20 protein-coding genes and 1 pseudogene are annotated in these 25,845 nt (G+C 61.1%); 16 read left to right on the top strand and 5 right to left on the bottom strand.

Translation table 11 applies throughout. From position 1 onward, the window contains the following. The first annotated feature begins 32 nt into the window (after positions 1-32). Positions 33-2,735, top strand: a complete 2,703-nt coding sequence (locus F8N96_RS08805) for a [protein-PII] uridylyltransferase (protein WP_150797471.1) — start codon at positions 33-35, stop codon at positions 2,733-2,735. A 148-nt stretch (positions 2,736-2,883) separates the two neighbouring features. Next, positions 2,884-4,092, top strand: coding sequence for a succinyldiaminopimelate transaminase (gene dapC / locus F8N96_RS08800; RefSeq protein WP_150797470.1), 1,209 nt, complete (start codon positions 2,884-2,886; stop codon positions 4,090-4,092). Positions 4,093-4,216: 124 nt separating this feature from the next. Here dapC and F8N96_RS08795 read toward each other — a convergent pair whose 3' ends face one another. Continuing rightward, positions 4,217-5,848 (bottom strand): Na+/H+ antiporter, encoded by a 1,632-nt coding sequence (locus tag F8N96_RS08795; RefSeq protein ID WP_150797469.1) that lies wholly within the window; start codon positions 5,846-5,848, stop codon positions 4,217-4,219. Between the two features lie 309 nt (positions 5,849-6,157). On the opposite strand from F8N96_RS08795, the gene F8N96_RS08790 reads away from it, so the two are divergent. The 4 genes from F8N96_RS08790 (at position 6,158) to F8N96_RS08775 (ending at position 9,346) form a co-directional block, all read left to right on the top strand. Then, entirely contained in the window at positions 6,158-6,520 is a 363-nt protein-coding gene (locus F8N96_RS08790) for an ArsC family reductase (RefSeq protein WP_224794083.1), read from the top strand. A 31-nt stretch (positions 6,521-6,551) separates the two neighbouring features. Beyond that, positions 6,552-7,586 (top strand): 2,3,4,5-tetrahydropyridine-2,6-dicarboxylate N-succinyltransferase, encoded by a 1,035-nt coding sequence (dapD, locus tag F8N96_RS08785; RefSeq protein ID WP_150797467.1) that lies wholly within the window; start codon positions 6,552-6,554, stop codon positions 7,584-7,586. A gap of 153 nt (positions 7,587-7,739) precedes the next feature. Further along, complete coding sequence (locus tag F8N96_RS08780; protein ID WP_150797466.1) at positions 7,740-8,945, top strand: aminotransferase class V-fold PLP-dependent enzyme; 1,206 nt, start codon at positions 7,740-7,742, stop codon at positions 8,943-8,945. After that, positions 8,942-9,346, top strand: coding sequence for a SufE family protein (locus tag F8N96_RS08775; protein WP_150797465.1), 405 nt, complete (start codon positions 8,942-8,944; stop codon positions 9,344-9,346). The genes F8N96_RS08780 and F8N96_RS08775 overlap by 4 nt, the downstream gene beginning before the upstream one ends. A gap of 119 nt (positions 9,347-9,465) precedes the next feature. Here the strand turns inward: F8N96_RS08775 and tcdA are convergent, their stop codons facing one another. After that, on the bottom strand, positions 9,466-10,278 hold the full coding sequence (gene tcdA, locus F8N96_RS08770; protein WP_162493643.1) for a tRNA cyclic N6-threonylcarbamoyladenosine(37) synthase TcdA: 813 nt from the start codon (positions 10,276-10,278) through the stop codon (positions 9,466-9,468). 276 nt (positions 10,279-10,554) lie between these two features. On the opposite strand from tcdA, the gene F8N96_RS08765 reads away from it, so the two are divergent. The 4 genes from F8N96_RS08765 (at position 10,555) to F8N96_RS08750 (ending at position 15,799) form a co-directional block, all read left to right on the top strand. Further along, complete coding sequence (locus F8N96_RS08765; protein ID WP_150797464.1) at positions 10,555-13,146, top strand: glycosyltransferase; 2,592 nt, start codon at positions 10,555-10,557, stop codon at positions 13,144-13,146. A gap of 240 nt (positions 13,147-13,386) precedes the next feature. Further along, a complete protein-coding gene (gene dapE, locus F8N96_RS08760; RefSeq protein WP_150797463.1) occupies positions 13,387-14,538 on the top strand; it encodes a succinyl-diaminopimelate desuccinylase in 1,152 nt (383 codons plus the stop codon). Then, positions 14,538-15,347, top strand: a complete 810-nt coding sequence (locus F8N96_RS08755; RefSeq protein ID WP_150797462.1) for a putative RNA methyltransferase — start codon at positions 14,538-14,540, stop codon at positions 15,345-15,347. Before dapE ends, F8N96_RS08755 begins: the two co-directional genes overlap by 1 nt. Positions 15,348-15,421: 74 nt before the next feature. Next, positions 15,422-15,799 carry a hypothetical protein gene (locus F8N96_RS08750; RefSeq protein ID WP_150797461.1) on the top strand — a complete coding sequence of 126 codons (378 nt, stop codon included), beginning with the start codon at positions 15,422-15,424 and terminating at the stop codon, positions 15,797-15,799. Positions 15,800-15,905: 106 nt separating this feature from the next. On the opposite strand, the gene F8N96_RS08745 is transcribed toward F8N96_RS08750, so the two are convergent. Next, the gene (locus F8N96_RS08745) at positions 15,906-16,115 is read right to left on the bottom strand and encodes a cold-shock protein (RefSeq protein WP_010462862.1); all 210 of its coding nucleotides are present in this window, start codon (positions 16,113-16,115) and stop codon (positions 15,906-15,908) included. A 165-nt stretch (positions 16,116-16,280) separates the two neighbouring features. Here F8N96_RS08745 and plsB point away from each other — a divergent pair, with 165 nt between their 5' ends. The 6 genes and pseudogenes from plsB to F8N96_RS35335 all read left to right on the top strand — a co-directional run bounded on the left by plsB (position 16,281) and on the right by F8N96_RS35335 (position 20,815). Beyond that, positions 16,281-18,782, top strand: coding sequence for a glycerol-3-phosphate 1-O-acyltransferase PlsB (plsB, locus tag F8N96_RS08740; protein WP_150797460.1), 2,502 nt, complete (start codon positions 16,281-16,283; stop codon positions 18,780-18,782). A 52-nt stretch (positions 18,783-18,834) separates the two neighbouring features. Continuing rightward, entirely contained in the window at positions 18,835-19,233 is a 399-nt protein-coding gene (locus F8N96_RS08735; protein WP_150797459.1) for a YbaY family lipoprotein, read from the top strand. Between the two features lie 23 nt (positions 19,234-19,256). Continuing rightward, positions 19,257-19,946, top strand: coding sequence for a DUF4197 domain-containing protein (locus F8N96_RS08730; protein WP_150797458.1), 690 nt, complete (start codon positions 19,257-19,259; stop codon positions 19,944-19,946). A 107-nt stretch (positions 19,947-20,053) separates the two neighbouring features. Beyond that, positions 20,054-20,293 carry a ribbon-helix-helix domain-containing protein gene (locus tag F8N96_RS08725; protein WP_150797457.1) on the top strand — a complete coding sequence of 80 codons (240 nt, stop codon included), beginning with the start codon at positions 20,054-20,056 and terminating at the stop codon, positions 20,291-20,293. Next, a pseudogene (locus F8N96_RS08720) lies at positions 20,293-20,695 on the top strand (putative toxin-antitoxin system toxin component, PIN family). The gene F8N96_RS08725 and the pseudogene F8N96_RS08720 overlap by 1 nt, the downstream one beginning before the upstream one ends. Before the next feature lie 3 nt (positions 20,696-20,698). Next, a complete protein-coding gene (locus tag F8N96_RS35335; RefSeq protein WP_224789506.1) occupies positions 20,699-20,815 on the top strand; it encodes a DUF4158 domain-containing protein in 117 nt (38 codons plus the stop codon). Position 20,816: 1 nt separating this feature from the next. Here F8N96_RS35335 and F8N96_RS08715 read toward each other — a convergent pair whose 3' ends face one another. Then, positions 20,817-22,163, bottom strand: a complete 1,347-nt coding sequence (locus tag F8N96_RS08715; RefSeq protein ID WP_150797456.1) for a Fic family protein — start codon at positions 22,161-22,163, stop codon at positions 20,817-20,819. A 610-nt stretch (positions 22,164-22,773) separates the two neighbouring features. After that, complete coding sequence (locus tag F8N96_RS08705) at positions 22,774-25,845, bottom strand: efflux RND transporter permease subunit (RefSeq protein WP_150797455.1); 3,072 nt, start codon at positions 25,843-25,845, stop codon at positions 22,774-22,776.

Raw genomic sequence — 25,845 nt, 5'->3', positions numbered from 1 at the left:
GCCCAGCCTTTTATAGACAGGAAAGCCAATCGATGCCGCAGGTGGATCCAGAACTCTTCGACCGCGGCCAGTTCCAGGCGGAACTGGCCCTGAAGGCAAGTCCGATCGCGGCCTTCAAGAAGGCGATCCGCCAGGCCCGCGAGGTGCTCGACGGGCGCTTTCGCGGCGGCCGGGAGATTCGCCGGCTGATCGAGGATCGCGCCTGGTTCGTCGATAACATCCTGCAAAAGGCCTGGGAGCAGTTCGACTGGAGCGAAGACGCCGACATCGCCCTGGTCGCGGTCGGTGGCTACGGTCGCGGCGAATTGCATCCCTACTCCGACATCGACCTGCTGATCCTGCTGGACAGCGCCGATCACGAAATTTTCCGGGATTCCATCGAGCGTTTTCTGACGCTGCTGTGGGACATCGGCCTGGAAGTCGGCCAGAGCGTTCGCTCGGTAGACGAGTGTGCCGTGGAAGCCCGCGCCGACCTGACGGTCGTCACCAACCTGATGGAAAGCCGAACCATTTGCGGCCCCGAGCGCCTGCGCCAGCGCATGCTGGACGTCACCAGCACCGCGCACATGTGGCCGAGCAAGGATTTCTTCCTGGCCAAGCGCGCCGAGCAGAAGGCCCGGCATCACAAGTACAACGACACCGAATACAACCTGGAACCCAACGTCAAAGGGTCGCCCGGCGGCCTGCGGGATATCCAGACGATTCTCTGGATGGCCCGCCGCGAGTACGGCACCCTGAACCTGCGGGCGCTGGCCGGGGAAGGGTTCCTGGTCGAGAGCGAAAATGCCCTGCTGGCCTCCTCCCAGGAGTTTCTGTGGAAGGTACGTTATGCGTTGCACATGCTCGCCGGCCGCAGCGAAGACCGCCTGCTGTTCGATCACCAGCGCACCATTGCCGGGCTGCTGGGTTTCAAAGGCGATGACGCCAAGCAAGCCATTGAAAACTTCATGCAACAGTATTATCGGGTGGTGATGAGCATTGCCCAGCTCAGCGACCTGATCATCCAGCACTTCGAAGAAGTCATTCTAGCGCCGCAGGACCAGGCGCCGCCGCAGCCGATCAACTCGCGATTCCAGCTGCACGACGGTTATATCGAGGCGCGCAACGACAACGTATTCCGTCGTACGCCCTTCGCCATGCTCGAAATCTTCGTGCTGATGGCGCAGCAACCGGAGATCAAGGGCGTACGCGCCGACACCATTCGTCTGCTGCGCGAACACCGGCACCTGATCGACGACGACTTCCGCAACGATATTCGCAATACCAGCCTGTTCATCGAGCTGTTCAAGTGCAAGATCGGCATCCATCGCAACCTGCGCCGGATGAACCGCTACGGCATCCTCGGCCGTTATCTGCCGGAGTTCGGCTTCATTATCGGACAAATGCAGCACGACCTGTTCCACATCTATACGGTCGACGCCCACACCCTGAACCTGATCAAGCACCTGCGTAAGTTGCAGTACACCCAGGTGTCGGAAAAATTCCCGCTGGCCAGCAAGCTCATGGGCAAGCTGCCCAAGCCGGAGCTGATCTACCTGGCTGGGCTGTACCACGACATCGGCAAGGGCCGTCATGGTGACCATTCGGAGATCGGCGCGGTGGATGCCGAAGCCTTTTGCCAGCGCCACCAGTTACCGGTCTGGGACAGCCGCCTCATTGTCTGGCTGGTGCAGAATCATCTGGTGATGTCGACCACCGCCCAGCGCAAGGATTTGTCCGACCCGCAGGTGATTCACGATTTCGCGCAGACCGTCGGCGACGAAACCCACCTCGACTATCTGTACGTGCTGACCGTCGCCGACATCAACGCGACCAACCCGACGCTATGGAACTCCTGGCGCGCCAGCCTGTTGCGCCAGCTCTACACCGAGACCAAGCGGGCCTTGCGCCGAGGCCTGGAAAACCCGGTGGACCGCGAAGAACAGATCCGCCAGACCCAGAGCGCCGCCCTGGACATCCTGGTGCGCGGCGGCACCGATCCGGACGACGTCGAGCAACTCTGGTCGCAACTGGGCGACGACTACTTCCTGCGTCACACCGCCGGCGATGTGGCCTGGCACAGCGACGCGATCCTCCAGCAACCAGCCGACGGCGGGCCACTGGTGCTGATCAAGGAAACCACCCAGCGCGAGTTCGAGGGCGGCACGCAGATCTTCATCTACGCACCGGACCAGCACGACTTCTTCGCCGTGACCGTGGCCGCGATGGACCAGCTCAACCTGAACATCCACGACGCCCGGGTCATCACCTCCAGCAGCCAGTTCACCCTCGACACCTATATCGTGCTCGATACCGACGGCGACTCGATCGGCGATAACCCGGCGCGGGTCAAGCAGATCCGCGACGGCCTGACCGAAGCCCTGCGCAATCCGGACGACTACCCGACCATCATTCAGCGTCGGGTGCCGCGCCAGCTCAAGCATTTCGCGTTTGCGCCCCAGGTGACGATCCACAACGACGCCCAGCGTCCGGTCACCGTGCTGGAGCTCAGCGCTCCGGATCGCCCGGGGTTGCTCGCACGGATCGGCACGATCTTCCTGGAATTCGACCTGTCGCTGCAGAACGCCAAGATCGCCACCCTGGGCGAGCGCGTGGAAGACGTGTTCTTCATCACCGATGCGAACAACCATCCGTTGTCCGACCCCTTGCTGTGCAGCCGGTTGCAGGATGCGATCGTCGAACAGTTGACGGTCAGTAATGAACCCGGGATTGCGTTGTCGCGACTGACCATATGAACTCACCACAGCCTGCTCTTCTGTAGGAGCCGGCTTGCCAGCGAAGGCGTCGTGTCACGCGACACAGTTGGTGTCTGACCCACCGCCTTCGCTGGCAAGCCAGCTCCTACAGGGGGTTGTCGGCTCCCAAACCGAACGAGATCCATCGATGAACAACGCTCTGAACCAGTTGCAGCCCTACCCGTTCGAGAAGCTCCGCGCCTTGCTCGGCAGCGTCACGCCAAACCCGGACAAGCGCCCTATCGCGCTGTCCATCGGCGAGCCGAAGCACCGTTCGCCAAGCTTTGTCGCCGAAGCCCTGGCCGGCAACCTGGATCAAATGGCCGTCTACCCGACCACCCTGGGCATCCCCGCCCTGCGTGAGGCCATCGCGTCTTGGTGCGAACGTCGCTTCGGCGTCCCGAACGGCTGGCTCGACCCGGCGCGCAACGTGCTGCCGGTCAATGGCACCCGCGAAGCGCTGTTTGCCTTCACCCAGACCGTGGTCAACCGTGGCGACGACGCCCTGGTGGTCAGCCCGAACCCCTTCTATCAGATCTACGAAGGCGCGGCGTTCCTCGCCGGGGCCAAGCCGCACTACCTGCCGTGCCTGGATGAAAACGGCTTCAACCCGGATTTCGATGCGGTTTCAGCGGACATCTGGAAACGCTGCCAGATCCTGTTCCTGTGCTCGCCGGGCAACCCGACCGGCGCCTTGATCCCGGTTGAAACCCTGAAAAAACTGATCGCCCTGGCCGACGAACACGACTTCGTGATTGCTGCGGACGAGTGTTACAGCGAACTGTATTTCGACGAACAAACCCCACCCGCCGGCCTGCTCAGCGCCTGCGTGGAACTGGGGCGCAAGGATTTCAAGCGCTGCGTGGTGTTCCACAGCCTGTCCAAGCGCTCCAACCTGCCGGGCCTGCGTTCGGGCTTTGTCGCCGGTGACGCCGACATTCTCAAGGGCTTCCTGCTGTACCGCACCTACCACGGCTGCGCGATGCCGGTTCAGACCCAACTGGCCAGCGTCGCCGCGTGGAATGACGAAGTGCATGTACGGGCCAACCGTGCGCTGTATCGCGAGAAATATGATGCGGTGCTGGCGATTCTCAGCCCGGTGATGGATGTGCAGCGCCCGGACGGCGGTTTCTACCTGTGGCCAAACGTGGAGGGCGATGACGAGGCCTTCTGCCGTGATCTGTTTGTCGAAGAGCATGTGACGGTCGTGCCGGGCTCTTATCTGTCCCGGGACGTTGATGGCGCCAATCCGGGAGCCGGGCGTGTGCGCATGGCGCTGGTTGCGCCGCTGGCCGAATGTGTTGAAGCCGCAGAGCGAATCCGCGCCTTTATCCAACGCCGGAAGGAGAGGGGCTGAATTGGCCCACTAATGTAGGAGCGAGCTTGCTCGCGAAAAACCCGAGAACACCACGGGGTTGTCAGGTTGCAAGCGTTATCGTTAAAGACCATCGCGAGCAAGCTCGCTCCTACAAAAACAGGCGTTATTTCACCTGGCCGAGGTTGGCTTCGCTCAAGTCCAGGTCAGCCAACACCTCCCGCAATACGTCATCGCCAATCTGGTGCTGGCGGCTGAGCTGATACAACTCCAGGCGTTGCGCCCGCAGCGCCTTCAGGCGCAGACGCCGCTCCAGCAAGTCCATCTGAAACGCCAGCGCCTGGGCTTCCGCCGAATCGTTGAACACCTCCAGCTGATGCCGATACTCGGACATGATCCGCGCCTTGAGCTCCACCGCCAACGCCGCCTGCGCCGCATCCTGAGGATTGGCTTCTTCGGATTCCAGCGCGTGAATCGCCGCTTCGGCGGTCTTGCGCCAGGCGTCGCGCACTTCATTGCGACGCTTGTCATCCGGGCTTTTCTCGATACCGCGCAGTAACAGCGGCAAGGCGATACAGGCGGCGACCAGCGACAACAGAATCACTCCGGCAGCGATGAAAATCAGCAGATCCCGCTCAGGAAAGGCCTGTGCGCCCATCAACAGCGGCACGGACATCACACCCGCCAGCGTCACCGCTCCGCGCACGCCGCCAACCGTGAGCAACCAGCAGGAGCGCGCCGTCGGTACCTGGGTCATTTCGCTCTTGCCGCGCCAGCGTCGCAGCACAATCGACAAACGCCAGATGCTCTGCACCCAGACAAACCGCAACACCAGCAGCACCAGGAAAATCGCCACCACGTCCAGGCAGCGGTAGAGCAATGTCGGCCACAACGAGGTTTCATGGCTGGCCACAGCCTTGATGATGTCCGGTAACTGCAGGCCCAACAGCAGGAAAATCAGGCCATTGAAGGCAAACTCCAGCAACGACCAGACGCTGCGATTGAGCAGGCGGGTACTGGTCTGGCGCGGCAGCAGATCGAGCCAGCTTTGCATCATCCCCGCCGCCACCGCCGACAGAATGCCCGATGCACCCAGTCGCTCGGCCAGCACATAAGCCGCAAACGGCAGCAACAACATGAACACCACGTGCGTCGCCGGGTCATCCCAGCCACGGGCGATCATCCAGGACCGCAAGCGCCCCACCAGCCAGCTCAGTGCAACGCCGACAGCCAGGCCGCCGACCGCGACCAGGACAAAGGTCACACTGGCGTTGGCCAGCGAGAACACGCCCGTCACCGCCGCCGCCAAGGCAAACTTGAAGGTCACCAGGCCCGAGGCATCGTTCATCAGCGCTTCGCCCTGCAGCATGTGCATCAGTGGCGCCGGCAAGCGGTTCTGGGAAATCGCCGAGACCGCCACGGCATCCGTCGGCGACAACACCGCCGCCAGGGCAAACGCCACCGGCAGCGGAACACTGGGCAATAACCAATGGATGAAATAGCCGGCACCGACCACGGTGAACAGCACCAAGCCGACGGCCAGGGTCAGGATCGGTCCGCGCAAACGCCACAACTCACGCTTGGGCATGCGCCAACCGTCGGAAAACAGCAGCGGCGGCAAGAACAGAAAAAGAAACAATTCGGGATCCAGCGCCACATGCAGCCCGAGGGTCGGCCAGGCCAGCAAGGCACCCGCGGCGATTTGCACCAGTGGCAACGGTAACGGAATCACCCGTCCGACAAGGCGTGAAACGCTGACCAGCATCAACAGGATCAGGACGGTGTAGGCGGTTTGCATAAAACAGGGTTCCCGGACAATCGACAGCATTAAAGTGCCATATTAGCCGCTTGGACTGATCCCCGACCCTTACACCAATGTCGCACACCGTCACACCGCCCTCTGTAGGAGCGAGCTTGCTCCGGGCGGCGTTCCGACGAAGGTCGTTAACGATAACGCGACAAGCCTGTCACCCCGCGGTGTTCTCAGGCTCATCGCGAGCAAGCTTGCTCCTACAGAATCCAAAACAACCACAGCCGACGCGAAACCGTCCGGTCATGGCATAATCCTTCACCTTTAATTTCCAGCACCTGCAAAGGGGGCAATTCCTTGACCGTTTCAAGTAAAACGTTGCACCTTTTCGGCATCAAAGCCTGCGACACCATGAAAAAGGTGCGCACCTGGCTCGATGAACACGCTGTCAGCTATGACTTTCATGATTACAAAACGGCCGGAATCGACCGTGAACACCTGACCCAATGGTGCGACGAGCACGGTTGGCAAGTGGTGTTGAACCGTGCAGGCACCACCTTTCGCAAGCTCGACGACGAACGCAAAGCCGATCTCGACCAGCGCAAGGCTATCGAACTGATGCTCGCACAACCCTCGATGATCAAGCGCCCGGTGCTGGATCTCGGTGACCGAACCCTGATTGGCTTCAAGCCAGATATCTACGCGGCAGCACTCAAGTAAGGCAGCCCGTTCAATTTTTAGAGGTATTTACATGTCCACTACCCTGTTCAGCCTGGCCTTTGGTGTCGGCACTCAAAACCGTCAAGGCGCATGGCTGGAAGTGTTTTACGCGCAGCCACTGCTCAACCCGTCGGCCGAACTGATCGCCGCCGTTGCGCCAATCCTGGGTTACACCGAAGGCAACCAGGCCATCGCCTTCACCATCGCCCAGGCTTCGCAACTGGCCGACGCGCTCAAAGGCGTCGACGCTGTCCAGGCCGCGCTGCTCACCCGCCTGGCCGAAAGCCACAAGCCGCTGGTCGCAACCCTGCTGGCCGAAGATGCACCATTGTCTTCCACGCCTGAGGCTTATCTCAAGCTGCACTTGCTGTCCCATCGCCTGGTGAAGCCGCACGGTTTGAACCTCACCGGGATTTTCCCGCTGCTGCCAAACGTGGCGTGGACCAGCCAGGGCGCCATCGACCTTGGCGAACTGGCCGAACGTCAACTGGAAGCCCGCCTGCGTGGCGAGCTGTTGGAAGTGTTCTCGGTGGACAAGTTCCCGAAAATGACCGACTACGTAGTGCCGGCCGGTGTGCGTATCGCTGATGCCGCACGTCTGCGCCTGGGCGCCTATGTCGGCGAAGGCACCACCGTGATGCACGAAGGCTTCGTCAACTTCAACGCCGGCACCGAAGGCCCGGGCATGATCGAAGGTCGTGTTTCCGCGGGCGTATTCGTCGGCAAGGGCTCGGACCTGGGCGGCGGTTGCTCGACCATGGGCACCCTGTCGGGCGGCGGCAACATCGTGATCAAGGTCGGCGAAGGCTGCCTGATCGGCGCCAACGCCGGTATCGGTATCCCGTTGGGCGACCGCAACACCGTTGAGTCGGGCCTGTACATCACCGCCGGGACCAAGGTGGCATTGCTGGACGAGAACAACGCGCTGGTGCAAGTGGTGAAAGCCCGTGAACTGGCCGGCCAATCGGACCTGCTGTTCCGCCGCAACTCGCAGACCGGTGCCGTGGAATGCAAAACCCACAAATCGGCCATCGAACTGAACGAAGCGCTGCACGCTCACAACTAAGCCGCGTTGCTGCCGGCAACGGCACACGATCACCTGTAGGAGCGAAGCTTGCTCGCGAAGCTTTTGGCGGCCTCAAGGGCCCCTTCGCGGGCTGGCCTCGCTCCCACAATAGGTAAGGCGTACACCCGCCCATGTTCACCAGGGCCCCATAGCATGATGATTCCCTCTCCCTGGCGCGCCGATTTTCCGGCCATCGCCGCATTGCAACGGCAAGACCAGACCTATCTGGACAACGCCGCCACCACGCAAAAACCCCAAGCCCTGCTGGATGCCCTGGCGCATTACTACGCCAACGGCGCGGCCAACGTGCATCGGGCACAACACTTGCCCGGCGCCCATGCTACCCAGGCGTTCGAGGACAGCCGCCGCAAGGTCGCCCAATGGCTCAATGCCGGCGATTGCGGGCAGATCATCTTTACCCACGGCGCGACTTCCGCGCTGAACCTCCTGGCCTATGGCCTGGAACACCTGTTCAATCCAGGTGATGAAATCGTCATCAGTGCCCTGGAGCATCACGCCAATCTGTTGCCATGGCAGCAACTGGCCCACCGTCGCGACCTGAAGCTGGTGATCCTGCCGCTGGATGCCAGTGGCTTGATTGATCTTGATGCCGCTGCGCAGTTGATCAATCCACGAACCCGCCTGCTGGCAGTCAGTCAGCTGTCCAACGTGCTCGGTGCCTGGCAGCCGTTGCCCGAACTGCTGGCGATGGCCCAGGCACACGACGCATTGACCGTGGTCGATGGCGCCCAAGGCGTAGTCCATGGTCGACATGACGTGCAGGCGCTGGGTTGCGACTTCTATGTGTTTTCCAGCCATAAGCTCTATGGCCCCGAAGGCCTCGGCGTGCTGTTCGGGCGCGATAAAGCGCTGGAGCAGCTGCGCCACTGGCAGTTTGGCGGTGAAATGGTGATGGATGCCAGTTATCACGACGCCCGCTTCCGCCCGGCGCCACTGGGTTTTGAAGCGGGTACCCCGCCGATTGCCGGCGTGATCGGCCTGGGGGCGACCCTGGATTACCTGGCCGGGCTCGATCAGGAAGCCGTGTCCGCCCACGAAGCGGCGCTGCATGACTACTTGCTCAAGGGCCTTGAGGCGCGCACCGGCATCCGCCTGCTGGGCAAACCGCAGTTGGCGCTGGTCAGTTTTGTTGTCGAGGGTGTGCATAACTCCGATCTGGCACATCTGCTAACGGAACAGGGGATTGCCGTACGTGCTGGCCATCACTGTGCTATGCCACTGTTGAAAAGCCTGGAACTGGCCGGGGCGATTCGGGTGTCGTTGGCGCTGTACAACAACTCCGAAGACCTGGAGCGGTTCTTTGAAGCGCTGGATCAGGCGCTGGAGTTGTTGCGATGAGTTTGCCGGCCGATGCGGTTGCTGCGCTCGAAACCTTCAAGGCTGCCGCCGGATGGGAACAACGGGCGCGGCTGCTGATGCAGTGGGGCGATCGACTGCCCGTGTTGAGCGATGTGGATAAAGTCGAAGCCAACCGGGTGCACGGCTGTGAAAGTCAGGTCTGGCTGGTGGGCGTATTGCAGGATGGCCACTGGCAGTTCGCCGCGAGCAGCGATGCGCGGTTGATTCGCGGGTTGGTGGCGTTGTTGCTGGCGCGGGTTAATGGATTGTCGGCGGCCGAGTTGCAACAGGTGGATTTGCCGGAGTGGTTTAACCAGCTTGGACTGAGCCGTCAGCTGTCGCCTTCGCGCAGTAATGGCTTGAATGCAGTGCTACAGCGAATGCGAGAACTCGCCGCCTGACTGATCGTTCCCACGCTCTGCGTGGGAATGCAGCCCGGGACGCTCCGCGTCCCTTTCGAGAGCTGGAACGCGGAGCGTCCCTTGAGGCGTTCCCACGCGGAGCGTGGGAACGATCAGCATCAAACCTCAGGTTTAACGCGATCCGCCGGCCGCCGCACCCCAGCCACAATCTTGTCCACCGCCTTGGTCGCCGCGACCATGCCGAACGTCGCCGTCACCATCATCACCGCGCCAAACCCGCCGGCGCAGTCGAGCTTCACGCCATCGCCGACAAAACTCTTCTGCAAGCAAATGCTGCCATCCGGCTTCGGGTAGCGCAGCTGTTCGGTGGAAAACACGCAGGGCACGCTGTAATGGCGGGTCACGGTGCGGGAGAAGTTGTAATCGCGGCGCAGGGTCGAGCGTACTTTCGAGGCCAGCGGATCGTTGAACGTACGATTCAGGTCGCACACCTGGATCAGCGTCGGATCGATCTGCCCGCCCGCGCCGCCGGTGGTGATGATCTGGATCTTGCGCCGTTTGCACCAGGCGATCAGCGCCGCCTTGGCATTCACACTGTCGATGCAGTCGATCACGCAGTCGATGTTCGGCGTGATGTACTCGGCCATGGTGTCGCGGGTGACGAAATCCGCCACCGCGTGCACCGTGCAGTCCGGGTTGATCCCGCGCAGGCGCTCGGCCATCACCTCGACCTTGGGCTTGCCGACGGTGCTGTCCAGCGCGTGCAGCTGACGATTGGCGTTACTGACGCAGACATCGTCCAGGTCGAACAGCGAAATTTCGCCCACACCACATCGCGCAACGGCTTCCGCCGCCCAGGAGCCGACGCCGCCGACACCGACGATCGCCACATGGGCCGCGCGCAAGCGCTCCAGGCCTTCGATGCCATACAACCGGGCGATGCCAGCAAACCGTGGATCTTCTGTACTCATGACCATTACCCCAAAAACCGGCGCGCATTATAGGGCCGAAGACGGCCAAGAGCATCTTGGGACTATGAACGGCGTCTTAATCTCGTCAATCAGACTACACAGAACGGAGAATTAACTTACGAAGGCAAACGAAAGAACTTAAGGCGAGTTGGATTGCCAAATGTAGGGCATTTCCTTGTCAGCTGTACGCTCAAGGAACGCCCGGTGTAGGATGCGCGCCCCTTGGCTCCCGCCAACCGGTCCTTAGTTCCACAGCCTTTGGAACCCGAAATAGCTATGTCATCGCGTAAATTTGGACTCAACCTGGTGGTGGTGCTCGCCATCGCTGCCTTGTTTACCGGCTTCTGGGCGCTGATCAACCGCCCGGTCACCGCCCCCAACTGGCCCGAACAGATCTCCGGCTTTTCGTACTCGCCCTTCCAGCAAGGGCAGTACCCGCAGAAAGAGCAGTACCCGACCGACGATGAAATGCGTCGCGATCTGGAGATCCTGAGCAAGCTGACGGACAACATCCGTACTTACTCGGTCGATGGCACCCTGGAAAACATCCCCAAACTGGCGGAAGAATTCGGCCTGAGGGTCACCCTCGGCATCTGGATCAGTCCAGACGAGGAGCGCAACGAGCGCGAGATCACGCGTGCGATCGAAATCGCCAACAGCTCGCGCAGCGTGGTACGCGTGGTGGTCGGTAACGAGGCGATCTTCCGTAAGGAAATTACCGCCCCGGAGCTCAGCATTATCCTGGATCGCGTCCGCGCGGCGGTGAAAGTGCCGGTGACCACCTCCGAGCAATGGCACGTCTGGGAAGAAAACCCGAGCCTGGCCAAGCACGTCGACCTGATCGCCGCGCACGTGCTGCCGTACTGGGAACACGTGCCGATGGAGCAATCCGGGCAGTTTGTCCTCGATCGCGCCCGGGACCTGAAAAAAATGTTCCCGAAAAAACCGCTGCTGCTGTCGGAGGTTGGCTGGCCGAGCAACGGCCGCATGCGCGGCGGCGCCGATGCGTCTCCGGCAGACCAGGCGATTTACCTGCGCACGCTGGTCAACAAACTCAATCGCCAGGGTTTCAACTACTTCGTGATCGAAGCGTTTGACCAACCGTGGAAAGCCAGTGACGAAGGTTCGGTGGGCGCCTACTGGGGCGTTTTCAACGCCGCACGCCAGCAGAAATTCAATTTTGAAGGACCGGTCGTCGCGATTCCGCAATGGCGGGTGCTGGCTGTCGGTTCGGTGGTGTTGGCCCTGCTGTCCCTTACCCTGTTGATGATCGACGGCTCGGCCCTGCGTCAACGCGGCCGCACCTTCCTGACCTTCATCGCGTTCCTCTGCGGTTCGGTGCTGGTGTGGATCGGTTACGACTACAGCCTGCAATACAGCACCTGGTTCAGCCTGACGGTGGGGTTCCTGCTCGCCCTCGGCGCGCTCGGGGTGTTTATCGTGCTGCTGACCGAGGCCCACGAACTGGCCGAAGCAGTCTGGACCCACAAGCGTCGACGCGAATTCCTGCCCGTAGTGGGCGATTCGGACTATCGACCGAAAGTCTCGATTCACGTGCCTTGCTACAACGAGCCGCCGGAGATGGTCAAACAGACCCTCAACGCCCTGGCCAACCTCGATTACCCGGACTTCGAAGTCCTGATCATCGACAACAACACCAAAGACCCGGCCGTCTGGGAGCCGGTGCGCGATTATTGCGCAACCCTCGGCCCGCGCTTCAAGTTCTTCCACGTCGCACCCTTGGCCGGCTTCAAGGGCGGCGCGCTGAATTACCTGATTCCGCACACCGCCAAGGATGCCGAAGTCATTGCGGTGATCGACTCGGATTACTGCGTCGACCCGAACTGGCTCAAGCACATGGTGCCGCACTTCGCCGATCCGAAAATCGCCGTGGTGCAGTCGCCGCAGGACTATCGCGACCAGAACGAAAGCACCTTCAAGAAGCTCTGCTACGCCGAATACAAAGGCTTCTTCCACATCGGCATGGTCACCCGCAACGACCGTGACGCGATCATCCAGCACGGCACCATGACCATGACCCGGCGCTCGGTGCTCGAGGAGCTCGGCTGGGCCGACTGGTGCATCTGTGAAGACGCCGAGCTGGGCCTGCGCGTGTTCGAAAAAGGCCTGTCGGCGGCGTATTACCACACCAGCTACGGCAAAGGCCTGATGCCCGATACCTTTATCGACTTCAAGAAACAGCGGTTCCGCTGGGCCTATGGCGCGATTCAGATCATCAAGCGTCACACCGCCAGCCTGTTGCGCGGCAAAGGCACCGAACTGACCCGCGGCCAGCGTTACCACTTCCTCGCGGGCTGGTTGCCGTGGGTCGCGGACGGCATGAACATCTTCTTCACCGTCGGCGCGCTGTTGTGGTCGGCGGCGATGATCATCGTGCCGCAACGGGTCGATCCGCCGTTACTGATTTTCGCGATCCCGCCATTGGCGCTGTTTGTGTTCAAGGTCGGCAAGATCATCTTCCTCTACCGTCGTGCGGTGGGGGTCAACCTCAAGGATGCGTTCTGCGCGGCACTGGCCGGGCTGGCGTTGTCGCACACCATCGCCAAGGCGGTGCTGTACGGCTTCTTCACCAGCAGCATTCCGTTCTTCCGCACCCCGAAAAACGCCGACAACCACGGCTTCTGGGTGGCGATTTCGGAAGCGCGGGAAGAAGTGTTCATCATGCTGCTGTTGTGGGGTGCGGCACTGGGGATCTTCCTGGTGAACGGTATGCCGAGCAACGACATGCGCTTCTGGGTGACCATGCTGCTGGTGCAGTCGCTGCCGTACCTGGCCGCGCTGATCATGGCGTTCCTGTCTTCGCTGCCGAAACCGTCGGTCGAAGCCGAGCCGCTACCAGCGGTCTAAATCGCTGCGGATGCACTAAACGGCGGCCAATGGCTGCCGTTTTGCTTTAAGATAACCGCCATTTTGCAGGCCTTGGCGTGATGTACGGTCTTTCTGACTGTACTCAAAACCTGTGGGAGCGGGCTTGCTCGCGAATGCGGTGTAACAATCAACATTTATGCTTACTGACACACCGCATTCGCGAGCAAGCCCGCTCCCACATTTAAACCGCGCCCATATTCAAGTTTTCCGGAGTTTTCCATGACGGCCCACGCCGACCTTTCGCCGACCCTTCAACTCGCCATCGACCTGATCCGCCGTCCCTCCGTGACGCCGGTCGACGCCGATTGCCAGAAGCAGATGATGCAGCGCCTGGGCGATGCCGGTTTTGCGCTCGAACCCATGCGCATCGAAGATGTGGATAACTTCTGGGCGACCCACGGCAAACACGAAGGTCCGGTGCTGTGTTTCGCCGGCCACACCGATGTGGTCCCGACCGGCCCGGTCACCGCCTGGCAGATCGACCCGTTCAACGCGCTGATCGACGAACATGGCATGCTCTGCGGCCGTGGCGCGGCGGACATGAAAGGCAGCCTCGCCGCCATGACCGTGGCAGCCGAGCGTTTCGTCGCCGACTACCCGGATCACAAGGGCAAGGTCGCCTTCCTGATCACCAGCGACGAAGAAGGCCCGGCGCATCACGGTACCAAGGCGGTGGTCGAACGCCTCGCCGCCCGCAAGGAACGTCTGGACTGGTGCATCGTCGGCGAACCGTCGAGCACCACGCTGGTCGGTGACGTGGTCAAGAACGGTCGTCGCGGCTCCCTTGGCGCCAAACTGACCGTGCGCGGGGTTCAGGGCCACGTGGCGTATCCGCACCTGGCGAAGAACCCGATCCACCTCGCTGCGCCCGCGCTGGCCGAACTGGCCGCCGAGCACTGGGACCACGGCAACGATTTCTTCCCGCCGACCAGCTTCCAGATCTCCAACGTCAATTCCGGCACCGGCGCGACCAACGTGATCCCCGGCGACCTGGTGGCCGTGTTCAACTTCCGCTTCTCCACCGAGTCGACCGTCGAAGGCCTGCAAAAGCGCGTTGCCGACATCCTCGACAAGCATGGCCTGGACTGGCACATCGACTGGGCACTGTCCGGCCTGCCGTTCCTGACCGAGCCGGGCGCGTTGCTGGATGCCGTCGCGTCGAGCATCAAGGACGTCACCGGCCGCGACACCAAGGCCTCTACCAGTGGCGGCACGTCCGACGGACGTTTCATTGCGACCATGGGCACGCAAGTGGTTGAACTGGGCCCGGTCAACGCGACAATCCATCAGGTCAATGAGCGCGTGCTGGCCGCCGACCTCGACGTGCTGACCGACATCTACTACCAGACCCTGATCAAGTTGCTCGCCTGATGCTGGCCTGCCCGATCTGCAGCGAACCGCTGAACGCGGTGGACAACGGCGTGGCCTGCCCCGCCGGGCATCGTTTCGACCGTGCGCGCCAGGGTTATCTGAACCTGCTGCCGGTGCAGCACAAGAACAGCCGCGACCCCGGGGACAACCTGGCGATGGTCGAAGCCCGCCGCGATTTCCTGAACGCCGGCCATTACGCGCCGGTGGCCAGGCGCCTGGCAGAGCTGGCCGCCGGGTATGCACCGCAGCGCTGGCTGGACATCGGCTGTGGCGAAGGGTACTACACCGCGCAAATCGCCGAGGCCCTGCCCAACGCCGATGGTTACGCGCTGGACATCTCCCGGGAAGCGGTCAAGCGCGCCTGCAAACGCAACCCGCAGCTGACCTGGTTGATCGCCAGCATGGCGCGGGTGCCGTTGGCCTCCGGCAGTTGCCAGTTTCTCGCCAGCGTCTTCAGCCCGCTGGACTGGGCGGAAGCCAAGCGTTTGCTTAGCCCCGGCGGCGGCTTGATGAAGGTCGGGCCGACCAGCGGCCATCTGATGGAGTTGCGCGAGCGGCTGTACGACGAAGTCCGTGAGTACACGGATGACAAGCATCTGGCCCTGGTGCCGGAAGGCATGACCCTGCAACACAGTGAAACACTGGAGTTCAAACTGACCCTGGAAAAGGGTCAGGACCGTGCGAACCTGCTGGCCATGACGCCCCACGGCTGGCGCGCCAGTGCGGAACGCCGGGCGGCTGTCATCGAGCAAGTGGAGCCTTTCGAGGTCACTGTTTCGATGCGCTACGATTACTTCGTACTTCAATAATTTTGGTCTTGAGCAACGGCTCGAGGCCGGCTAAATCCGCGAATGGATTTTTCAGACCCGCAGTGAGGACATCCATGCGCCAACCCGATATCGAGATTTACCTGAAAGACGCCGACGTCGACTACAAGGCCATCGCGGCCTGGCTCGGCCAAGCGTTGGGACCGTGTACCGACTGGGTGCAGAAAGGCCAGACCTACAAGTGCAAGGCCGGCAGCGTGCCGGTGACCTGGCTGCCAAAAGCGGTAGGCAAGTGGAACAGCCTGTACCTGGAAAGCGACCAGACACCGTGGGAAGACGACATCGCCTGCGCCCGCGCCGCGTTTGCCGCGCTGAATGTTGAAGTGCGTTGCGCACCGGGCAGTTGGGTCGAGGAAGAAGGTGAAGAGACGGCGGATCGCTGGATGCGCATCAGCGCCGATGGTGAAGAAGAAATCACCTGGAAAACCGCGTAACCCGCAACACAGCAAACCTGTAGGAGCCGGCTTGCTGGCGAACCTGGCGACGCGGTCTGACTGACACACCGCTTTCGCTGGCAAGCCAGCTCCTACATGGACCGCATTACAAGCCGACGACGTCTTCGGCCTGCAAGCCCTTCTCACCCGTCACCACCGCATACTCAACCTGCTGACCCTCCGCCAGCGAGCGATGCCCCTCCCCGCGGATCGCACGGTAGTGCACGAACACATCCACCCCGTCCTCACGCTGAATGAAGCCATACCCCTTGGCATCGTTGAACCACTTCACATTGCCGGTTTCGCGAGTAGCCATAAAACAGTCCTCTTCTTTTTATTGTTGAGCGGCCGAGTATATGACAGTCGCGAAATCTCTCAACTCAACTTTACTTTGCCGCTTTTTTGCCGATTTTCAGTGAATACGGCACACTATTGGCCGCCCGAGCATTTGCTCGGTTTCAACCACTCACGCAGAAGCCGTATGACCCGTTCCCCGCTCCGCCGTCTTGTGTTTGGCACCCTGCGCCGACTGTTGTACCTCTGGGTTCGCTCGGAGACGATCAACCAATCGTCGCTCACCCTCAACCTCGACCGCAGCCGTCCGGTGTTCTACGTCCTGCAAAATCCTTCGCAGACCGACCTCGCCGTGGTCGATACCGAGTGCAGCAAGGCCGGTCTGCCCCGCCCGGTACTGCCGGTCTCGGTGGGCAACCTGGTGGAACCCGCCGCATTTTTCTACCTGACGCCAGCGCCCGACTGGCTTGGGCGCCAGGACAAACGCGGGGCGCCACCGACCCTGACCCGCCTGGTCAGCGCCCTGAGCCAGAACGCCGCCGAAGACGCACAAATCATTCCGGTCAGCGTGTTCTGGGGTCAGTCGCCGGACAGCGAATCGAGCCCGTGGAAACTGCTGTTCGCCGACAGCTGGGCGGTCACCGGGCGCCTGCGTCGGTTGCTCAGCATCATCGTGCTGGGACGCAAGACCCGCGTGCAGTTTTCGGCGCCAATCCACCTGCGCGAGCTGATCGATCACAACAAGGGCCACGAACGCACCGTGCGCATGGCCCAGCGGATTCTGCGGGTGCATTTGCGCAACCTCAAAGCCGCAGTGATCGGCCCGGACATCTCCCACCGGCGCAATCTGGTCAAGGGCCTGCTCAATCAGCCCCTGGTCAGGCAAGCGATCCTCGACGAAGCCGAACGCGAAAACATCTCCCCGGAGAAAGCCAAGGCCCAGGCCCTGCGCTACGGCAACGAAATCGCCTCGGACTACACCTACACCGCAATTCGCTTCCTGGAAGTGGTACTGAGCTGGTTCTGGAACAAGATCTACGACGGAATCAAGGTCAACCACATCGAAGGCGTACAGCAAGTCGCCCAGGGTCACGAAGTGATCTACGTGCCGTGCCATCGCAGCCATATCGACTACCTGCTGCTGTCCTATCTGCTGTTTCGCAACGGCCTGACCCCGCCGCACATCGCCGCCGGGATCAACCTCAACATGCCGCTGATCGGCGGCCTGTTGCGGCGCGGCGGTGCATTCTTCATGCGCCGTACCTTCAAGGGCAACCCGCTGTACACCTCGGTGTTCAACGAATACCTGCACACCCTGTTCACCAAAGGCTTCCCGGTCGAGTACTTCGTCGAGGGCGGGCGCTCCCGCACCGGGCGCATGCTGCAGCCGAAAACCGGGATGCTCGCGATCACCCTGCGCAGCTACCTGCGCTCGTCGCGGATGCCCATCGTGTTCATTCCGGTGTACATCGGTTACGAGCGCGTACTGGAAGGCCGGACCTATCTCGGCGAGCTGCGTGGCGCGAGCAAGAAGAAAGAATCGATCTTCGACATTTTCAAAGTCATCGGTGCACTCAAGCAACGTTTCGGCCAGGTGGCGGTGAACTTCGGCGAGCCGATCAAACTGGCGCAATTCCTCGACAGCGAACAGCCGGATTGGCGCCAACAGGCGCTAGGCCCGCAGTTCAAACCGGCCTGGCTCAACGCAACCACCCACCGTCTCGGTCAGAAAGTCGCGCAGCATCTGAACGAAGCCGCGGCAATCAACCCGGTCAACCTGGTGGCCCTGGCGCTGCTCTCCACCAGCCGCCTGGCACTGGACCGCGCCATGTCGCGGGTACTCGACCTGTACCTGGCACTGCTGCGCAAAGTCCCGTACTCACCGCACACTACCCTGCCGGAAGGTGACGGGCGGACGCTGATCGAGCATGTGAAGGACATGAACCTGCTGTCCGAACAGAGCGATGCCCTGGGCAAGATTCTGTATCTGGACGAGCAGAACGCCGTCCTGATGACCTACTACCGCAACAACGTGTTGCACATTTTCGCCCTGCCATCATTGCTGGCGAGCTTCTTCCAGAGCGCGTCGCGCATGAGCCGCGAGCAGATCCTGCGCTACACCCGCGCGCTGTATCCGTACCTGCAAGCGGAGCTGTTCATTCGCTGGCCGCTGGACGAACTGGATGCGGTGATCGATCAGTGGCTCGAGGCGTTCGTCGAGCAAGGCCTGCTGCGATTCGAGAACGACGTCTACCTGCGTCCGGCACCGAGTTCGCGGCATTTCGTGCTGCTGACGCTGCTGTCGAAAAGCATCGCCCAGACCCTGCAACGCTTCTACATGACCGTGTCCCTGCTGCTCAACAGCGGCCAGAACAGCGTCACTGCCGAAGACCTGGAAGACCTGTGCACGGTCATGGCCCAGCGCCTGTCGATCCTCCATGGCCTGAACGCCCCGGAATTCTTCGACAAGAGCCTGTTCCGCCACTTCATCCAGACTATGCTCGACCTCGACGTGCTCAAGCGCGATGAAGCCGGCAAGCTGGGCTATCACGAACTGCTCGGTGAGCTGGCCGAAGGCGCGGCGAAGCGGGTATTGCCGGCGGAGATTCGTTTGTCGATCCGTCAGGTGGCGCTGCATCGCAGTGAAGATGCAGCGGATCAGGTCGCGCTTGTGGCGAAGACCGACTAAATTCCCTCAGGCGCCAAGGCTTATGGCGACACCTTAAATATGGAGCTCTGCGATGAAAAAACTTTCTCTATTGGCCATCGCCACCCTGCTGGGTGCCTGTCAGTTGATACAACCGGCCGCTGAACCCAAGCTGACCGGCGAAGTGTACTACCTGCAACGCATCGCCCTGCCACCGAGCGCCACCTTGAGCGTCAGCCTGCAGGACGTGTCCCAGGCCGACGCCCCCGCCGTGGTCCTTGACGAACAGAAAGGACCGGTCGAAGGCCAGGTGCCGCTGCCGTTCCAATTGAACTTCGATCCGGCGCAGGTCAAACCCGGCCATAGTTATTCGGTCAGCGCGCGGATCGAGGTGAATGGCAAACTGCTGTATAGCACCACCGAACAACACCTCGTACAGCTTGATGGCAGCGACCCGGAATCGCTGAAAATCCGCGTCCACGCCGTCCGCTAATTCTTTCGAACAAGGAAGCCCCCATGCTCCGCCCTACCCTTCGTCTTGCCGGTCTGTGCGCAGGCTTGATGTTCTGCGCCAGCGCCTTGGCGCTGTCGCTCAGCGACCTGTCGCAAAAGGACGCCACCGGCGGCCTGAAAGATGCCCTGACCCAGGGCGCGCAACTGGCCGTGAAGCAGCTGGGCACGCCTGGGGGCTTCAGCAACAACCCTGAAGTGAAAATCGAACTGCCGGGCAGTCTGGGCAAAGTCGCCAGCAAAATGAAACAGTTCGGCATGGGCGCCCAGGTCGATCAACTGGAAACCAGCATGAACAAGGCCGCTGAATCCGCCGTCACCCAGGCCCAGCCGATCCTGGTCGATGCAGTGAAAAAAATGAGCGTGGCCGATGCCAAGGGCATTCTCAGCGGCGGCAATGACTCCGCCACGCAGTACTTGAGCAAAAGCAGCCGCGAACAGATCCGCGTCAAGTTCCTGCCGATCGTCAAGCAAGCCACCGACCAGGTTGGACTGGCCAAGCAGTACAACTCGTTCGCGGGCCAGGCTGCAACACTGGGCGTGCTGGATGCGAAGAATGCCAACATCGAAAGCTATGTCACCGAGCAGGCATTGAACGGTTTGTTCGAGATGATCGGCAAACAGGAAGAAACCATTCGCCAGAACCCTGCGGCGGCGGCGACCAGTTTGGCGAAGAAAGTGTTCGGTACGCTCTAATTGTCACACGCCCCCTGTGTAGGGGGCTTGATCGGACCGTTGCACAGCCTGCTGCAACTGGCGTTTAAACACATAAGCGCACAAACACCTATTAGCAGAGAATTCCCATGAACATGATTCGCTGGAATGTCGCTGTCTCGGCCGACACCGACCAGTCCCTTCGCATGTTTCTGGCCAGCCAAGGTGGTGGCCGCAAAGGCGACCTGTCGCGCTTCATCGAGGAAGCCGTGCAGGCACACATCCTGGAGCTGACCGCCAAGCAGGCCAAGGCCGACAACGCCCATTTGAGTGAGTCAGAATTGACCGAAGCGATTGATGAAGCGCTCCAGTGGGCACGTAAGCGCTGATGCGGGTAGTGTTGGATACCAACATTTTGTTCAGCGCCCTGATCTCGCCGCACGGTGCTCCCGATGCGATTTACCGCGCCTGGCGGGCGGCTCGCTTCGAGGTCGTCACCTCGCGGATGCAACTCGATGAAATCCGTCGAGCCAGCCGCTACCCCAAGCGCCAGGCCATCCTGCAACCCGCCAAAGTCGGGGCTATGACTGCAGCGGGCGGTGGTATTGGAGCGTCTAACCATCGAGCTCGAAGCCGATGACCCGGATGAGTCGTTTCTGCTGGCAATGGCGCTGGCAGGTGATGCGGACTACCTGGTGACCGGTGATCGCCGTGCAGGCCTCTTGCAACGCGGGCACATCGAACGCACGCGAATCGTCACGCCCGCCGTTTTCTGCGCCGAGGTGCTGTGATCAATGCCGCTCGGCTTTCTGCCCCAAGAGCAGCGCGACAGCTTTGGTCGTTATGTCGATGTGCCCTGTCGTGAAGAGCTGGAACGCTACTTCCACCTGGGCGATACAGCACCACAATGACTCAGGTCGTCGATGCAGCCCGCAGAAAGAACACCCACTCGCGTCCCATTTTCCTTTTCTCGAACACCTTCAAATCGACCAACCCGTTCAAGGTTGCCGACGCGGTGTTGTAGGAGCAATCCAGATTCTCCTTCACGTTGACCGCCGTGAACTCCTTGGCCATGCCACTCTTGGCCACTTGGTACACGGCTCGCTGTTTCTCGGTGAGCTGGTCGAAAAAGCCTGACGCCAACAGCCATCGATCGAAGCTTTCGGCATAGGCCAGGCTTTTACGATAAGCCTCGGTAAAACTGCTGACAGCCCGCAGGATGACCGAGCACTGGAAATCGATGAAATAGGTCAGGTCCAGCTCATCGGCTCCGGTATTCAGATACGAGCGTCCATACTTTACCGGCGCGTTGCGCAGCAAAATGCTGATCGCGATGTAACGAAAGGCCGAGAAGTCATTCTTGAACATGAACCAGTAAAACAACGCGCGCGCGACCCGGCCGTTGCCATCACGAAAAGGATGCTCGTAGCCCAGCGCGAAATGCAGCGCGATGCCTTTGATCATCGGATGAAGGTAATCCGCGTGATCGGGGTCGTTGTGGGACTGATTGATCCACTTCGCCAGCATCTGCAATCGTGAAGCGAGTCCCGCTGCCGGGGGTGGCGCATGGACGGTGTTACCTTCGCCATCCTGCACCACCACGTCATCGTTACCCCTGAAATCCCCCGGCGAATATTGCGGGTCATCAATGCCTTCCACACCGACGCGATGCATCGCCGTGATCAGTTCGAGACTCAAGGGTTCATAACGCTTCTCCCAAGCGAAGTTCATCATCTTGTAATTGCCGATCACCATGCGCTCATCCGGCGTACGCGGCAGGCGCTTGCGCTTGAGCATGTCCTTGGCCACCCGGGTGGTGGTTGCCGCGCCTTCGAGCTGGCTGCTGCTGATGGCTTCGTCTTTGATCAAATCGTTGAGCAGATAACTGAAGTGCGCATGCTCACCGATCTGGCTGGTCATGTATTCCAGCGCGGCAGTTGTTGCTTGTCGGTCGACAATGGAAATCGCCTTTTGCGCCAGTGGCGTCAGCATAAACTTGCCCCACTGGATCGGCTCGCCCAACGGGAGAAGGCTTGCGTACTGGGCGGTCCGGGCTTTCTTGACCAGGGCCCAGCACAGGTTCGAATCCAGCCCCGGCGCCCAGCGGTAGCGCAATTCATCGAAGGGAAGGTAACGCCCCTGATCGTCCATCGGTTTGAGAAGGGCGAGGTAGTCCGAGAGACGCTCCTTGTGGGGCGATCGCGCCAACAGGTCGAATACCGGGTCGGATCGGCCTTTCAGGATGGGTGGCTTTTTCATTGGTGCTGTCTCAAAAACTCATGAAACTGAGTTTTGAGTAGAGCATTTTGCTCTTCTGCTCTCAATATCGGACAAGTCTGAGATAGGTGTAGGAGCGAAGACCCTGATTCGGTCGGCCTGACAGGACGACGGTTATTCACAAAAAGCCCACTGGCATATGCGAGAAATTGATTGGCTGTCAGGCCGCCTTCGCTGGCAAGCCAGCTCCTACATTGGATCGGTGTACTCCTTTCGCTTCTCACCACTCATCAGGCCGAGCGTTAGCTCGCCTGCAGCTTTTGATCTTGATCCACCCGCCCCGTCGGGAGGCTGAGTGGAGGTGTTCATCCGGGGAGTGGCGCGCAGCGCCGTTCGACGCAGTCGAACACGCTGCATGTAGGTCGTCGCGAAGCCAACCTGCGGGTAGTGTCCCCGGATGGACACCGGAGCGAAGGAACGCCGAGCCTTAGCGAGGGGCCGGACGCTGGGGCGAGACCTTTGCTTCCTTTGGGGCGTTTGCCAAAGGGAGTCGACCGTCAGGGCGAAACCATAGGCGGCCGTTACCGCAGCAACGGATATGTACTCAACCAACAAGAACCTGGTCGGCCCAAAGGCCGCCAAGTCCAAAAGATTAAACCGACTCGTTCTTGATCCGGAACCAAGCCGCATAAAGCGCAGGAAGAAACAACAACGTCAGCGCCGTAGCCACAATCAACCCCCCCATGATCGCCACCGCCATCGGCCCGAAAAACACACTGCGCGACAGTGGAATCATCGCCAGCACCGCCGCCAGCGCCGTCAACACAATCGGCCGGAACCGCCGCACAGTGGCCTCGATAATCGCTTGCCACGGCTTGAGCCCCGCAGCGATATCCTGCTCGATCTGGTCCACCAGAATCACCGAGTTACGCATGATCATCCCGGACAAGGCGATAGTCCCGAGCATGGCCACGAACCCGAACGGCTGACGGAACACCATCAGGAACAAGGTCACCCCGATCAACCCCAGCGGCGCGGTGAGAAACACCATCACCGTGCGCGAGAAACTGCGCAATTGCAGCATCAGCAAGGTCAGCACCACCACAATGAACAACGGCACTCCAGCCTTCACCGAATTCTGCCCCCGGGCCGAATCTTCCACGGTACCGCCAACATCCAGCAGATAGCCGTCCGGCAGTTCGGCGCGAATCGGATCGAGGGTCGGCATGATCTGTTGCACCAGGGTCGCCGGCTGTTCCTTGCCATAGATATCGGCGCGGACTGTCACATTGGGCAGGCGGTTACGGTGCCAGATGATGCCTTCTTCAAAGCCGTATTCCAGGGTGGCGATCTGCGACAGCGCCACGCTGCGGCCATTGTCGGTCGGCACCGCCAGGCTCGGCAGCAACGAAAGCTCGGTGCGTTCATGCACGGTGCCGCGCAGCAGGATCTCGATCAGTTCGTTGTCTTCGCGGTACTGGCTGACGCTGGCACCGGTTAGGGAGCTTTGCAGGAACTTCGACAGGTTGGCCGTGCTCACGCCAAGTGCCCGGGCGCGGTCCTGATCGATGTTCAGGTACACCACTTTGCTCGGCTCTTCCCAGTCCAGGTGGACGTTGACCACGTGGGGGTTCTCACGAACCTTGGCCGCGACTTTGCGCGCCAGCGCACGGACTTCATCGATGTGCTCGCCAGTGACCCGGAACTGCACCGGATAGCCGACCGGCGGGCCGTTCTCCAGCCGCGTGACCCGCGAGCGCAGGGCCGGGAATTGTTCGTTGAGGGTTTCGATCAGCCAGGTACGCAGGGGTTCGCGGTCCTCGATGGTCTTGGCCAGGACCACAAACTGGGCGAAGCTCGCCGCCGGCAGTTGCTGATCCAGCGGCAGGTAAAAACGCGGCGAACCGGTGCCGACGTAGGCCACGTAATTGTCGATACCGACGTGATCCTTCAGCAGCGCTTCAAGGCGCTTGACCTCGTCGGCGGTGTTGCTCAGGGAAGCGCCTTCGGCCAGTTTCAGGTCGACCATCAACTCAAGACGCCCCGACGCCGGGAAAAACTGCTGTGGGACAAAGCGGAACAGCACGATGGAGCCGATGAACAAGACCACGGTCAGCAGGATCACGGTCTTGCGCCAGCGCACACACCACTCCACCAAACGCCGGACCCGCTGATAGAACGGCGTACCGTAGGGGTCGGTCTGACCGTCGCCGGTCCCGTGTTTGGCCGCATGAATTTTCGCCAGGTCCGGCAGGAGTTTTTCCCCCAGATAGGGCACGAACACCACGGCGGCAATCCACGATGCCAGCAAGGCAATGGTCACCACCTGGAAGATCGAGCGGGTGTATTCACCGGTGCCCGATTGCGCGGTGGCAATCGGCAGGAAGCCAGCCGCAGTGATCAGCGTGCCCGTGAGCATCGGGAACGCGGTACTGGTCCAGGCATAGCTGGCGGCCTTGATCCGGTCGAAGCCCTGCTCCATTTTGATCGCCATCATTTCCACGGCGATGATCGCGTCGTCCACCAGCAGCCCCAGGGCCAGCACCAGCGCGCCGAGGGAGATCTTGTGCAGGCCGATGCCGAGGTAATACATGCAGGCGAAGGTCATCGCCAATACCAGCGGAATCGCCAAGGCGACCACCATGCCGGTACGCACGCCGAGGGAGAAGAAGCTCACCAACAGCACAATGGCCAGGGCTTCCACCAGCACTTGAACGAACTCGCCGACCCCGGTTTTCACCGCTGCGGGCTGGTCGGAGACCTTGCGCAACTGCATGCCGGCCGGAAGGTTTTTCTGGATCCTGGCGAACTCGACTTCCAGCGCCTTGCCCAGCACCAGAATGTCGCCACCCTCCTTCATGGCCACGGCCAGTCCGATGGCATCTTCGGCCATGAAGCGCATGCGCGGCGCGGGTGGATCGTTGAAACCACGCCGAACATTCGCCACATCGGCGATCCGAAAGGTGCGATCGCCGACGCGGATCGGGAAGTTCCTGATCTCGTCGACGGTCTGGAAATTCCCCGAAACCCGTAGCTGCAGGCGCTCGCTGGTGGTTTCGAAGAAGCCGGCGGTGGACACCGCGTTCTGCTCCTCGAGCGCTTGCTGCACTGCCGCCAGGGGCAGGCCGAGGGTGGCGAGCTTGACGTTGGAGAGTTCGATCCAGATCTTCTCGTCCTGTAGCCCGAGCAGATCGACCTTGCCCACGTCCTTGACCCGTTGCAGCTGGATCTGGATGCGGTCGGCGTAATCCTTGAGCACCGCGTAGTCGAAACCCTCGCCGGTCAAGGCGTAGATGTTGCCGAATGTAGTGCCGAATTCATCGTTGAAGAAGGGTCCCTGAACACCCGGTGGCAGGGTGTGGCGAATATCGCTGGTTTTCTTGCGGACCTGGTACCACAGCTCGGGAATATCCACCGAATGCATGGAATCCCGGGCAATGAACGTCACCTGGGATTCGCCGGGGCGGGAGAACGAGACGATGCGCTCGTATTCGCCGGTTTCCATCAGCTTCTTTTCGATGCGCTCGGTGACCTGGCGCGACACTTCCTGGGCCGTCGCCCCAGGCCAGAGGGTGCGGATCACCATGGCCTTGAAGGTGAACGGCGGGTCTTCGCTTTGGCCGAGCTTGGTGTAGGAAAGTGCTCCCACGACCGCCAGCAACAGCATCAGGAACAGGACGATCTGGCGATTACGCAACGCCCATGCGGAGAGATTGAAACCCAT

This window comes from Pseudomonas fluorescens (genome assembly GCF_902497855.1).
Classification (GTDB): domain Bacteria; phylum Pseudomonadota; class Gammaproteobacteria; order Pseudomonadales; family Pseudomonadaceae; genus Aquipseudomonas; species Aquipseudomonas fluorescens_BI.
Note: the sequence above shows the minus strand (reverse complement) of the source record. Positions and strands in the feature narration are given on the sequence as shown.

What these genes read in the sequence shown, in the direction of transcription:
- F8N96_RS08805 (WP_150797471.1), top strand. Translation starts at nt 33, where the DNA reads ATGCCGCAGGTGGATCCAGAACTCTTCGACCGCGGCCAGTTCCAGGCG.
- F8N96_RS08705 (WP_150797455.1), bottom strand. Translation starts at nt 25,845, where the DNA reads ATGGGTTTCAATCTCTCCGCATGGGCGTTGCGTAATCGCCAGATCGTC.
- F8N96_RS08755 (WP_150797462.1), top strand. Translation starts at nt 14,538, where the DNA reads ATGCTGGCCTGCCCGATCTGCAGCGAACCGCTGAACGCGGTGGACAAC.
- F8N96_RS35335 (WP_224789506.1), top strand. Translation starts at nt 20,699, where the DNA reads ATGCCGCTCGGCTTTCTGCCCCAAGAGCAGCGCGACAGCTTTGGTCGT.
- F8N96_RS08725 (WP_150797457.1), top strand. Translation starts at nt 20,054, where the DNA reads ATGAACATGATTCGCTGGAATGTCGCTGTCTCGGCCGACACCGACCAG.
- F8N96_RS08735 (WP_150797459.1), top strand. Translation starts at nt 18,835, where the DNA reads ATGAAAAAACTTTCTCTATTGGCCATCGCCACCCTGCTGGGTGCCTGT.
- F8N96_RS08750 (WP_150797461.1), top strand. Translation starts at nt 15,422, where the DNA reads ATGCGCCAACCCGATATCGAGATTTACCTGAAAGACGCCGACGTCGAC.
- dapC (WP_150797470.1), top strand. Translation starts at nt 2,884, where the DNA reads ATGAACAACGCTCTGAACCAGTTGCAGCCCTACCCGTTCGAGAAGCTC.
- tcdA (WP_162493643.1), bottom strand. Translation starts at nt 10,278, where the DNA reads ATGAGTACAGAAGATCCACGGTTTGCTGGCATCGCCCGGTTGTATGGC.
- F8N96_RS08780 (WP_150797466.1), top strand. Translation starts at nt 7,740, where the DNA reads ATGATGATTCCCTCTCCCTGGCGCGCCGATTTTCCGGCCATCGCCGCA.
- F8N96_RS08775 (WP_150797465.1), top strand. Translation starts at nt 8,942, where the DNA reads ATGAGTTTGCCGGCCGATGCGGTTGCTGCGCTCGAAACCTTCAAGGCT.
- dapE (WP_150797463.1), top strand. Translation starts at nt 13,387, where the DNA reads ATGACGGCCCACGCCGACCTTTCGCCGACCCTTCAACTCGCCATCGAC.
- F8N96_RS08765 (WP_150797464.1), top strand. Translation starts at nt 10,555, where the DNA reads ATGTCATCGCGTAAATTTGGACTCAACCTGGTGGTGGTGCTCGCCATC.
- plsB (WP_150797460.1), top strand. Translation starts at nt 16,281, where the DNA reads ATGACCCGTTCCCCGCTCCGCCGTCTTGTGTTTGGCACCCTGCGCCGA.
- F8N96_RS08745 (WP_010462862.1), bottom strand. Translation starts at nt 16,115, where the DNA reads ATGGCTACTCGCGAAACCGGCAATGTGAAGTGGTTCAACGATGCCAAG.
- F8N96_RS08795 (WP_150797469.1), bottom strand. Translation starts at nt 5,848, where the DNA reads ATGCAAACCGCCTACACCGTCCTGATCCTGTTGATGCTGGTCAGCGTT.
- F8N96_RS08715 (WP_150797456.1), bottom strand. Translation starts at nt 22,163, where the DNA reads ATGAAAAAGCCACCCATCCTGAAAGGCCGATCCGACCCGGTATTCGAC.
- dapD (WP_150797467.1), top strand. Translation starts at nt 6,552, where the DNA reads ATGTCCACTACCCTGTTCAGCCTGGCCTTTGGTGTCGGCACTCAAAAC.
- F8N96_RS08730 (WP_150797458.1), top strand. Translation starts at nt 19,257, where the DNA reads ATGCTCCGCCCTACCCTTCGTCTTGCCGGTCTGTGCGCAGGCTTGATG.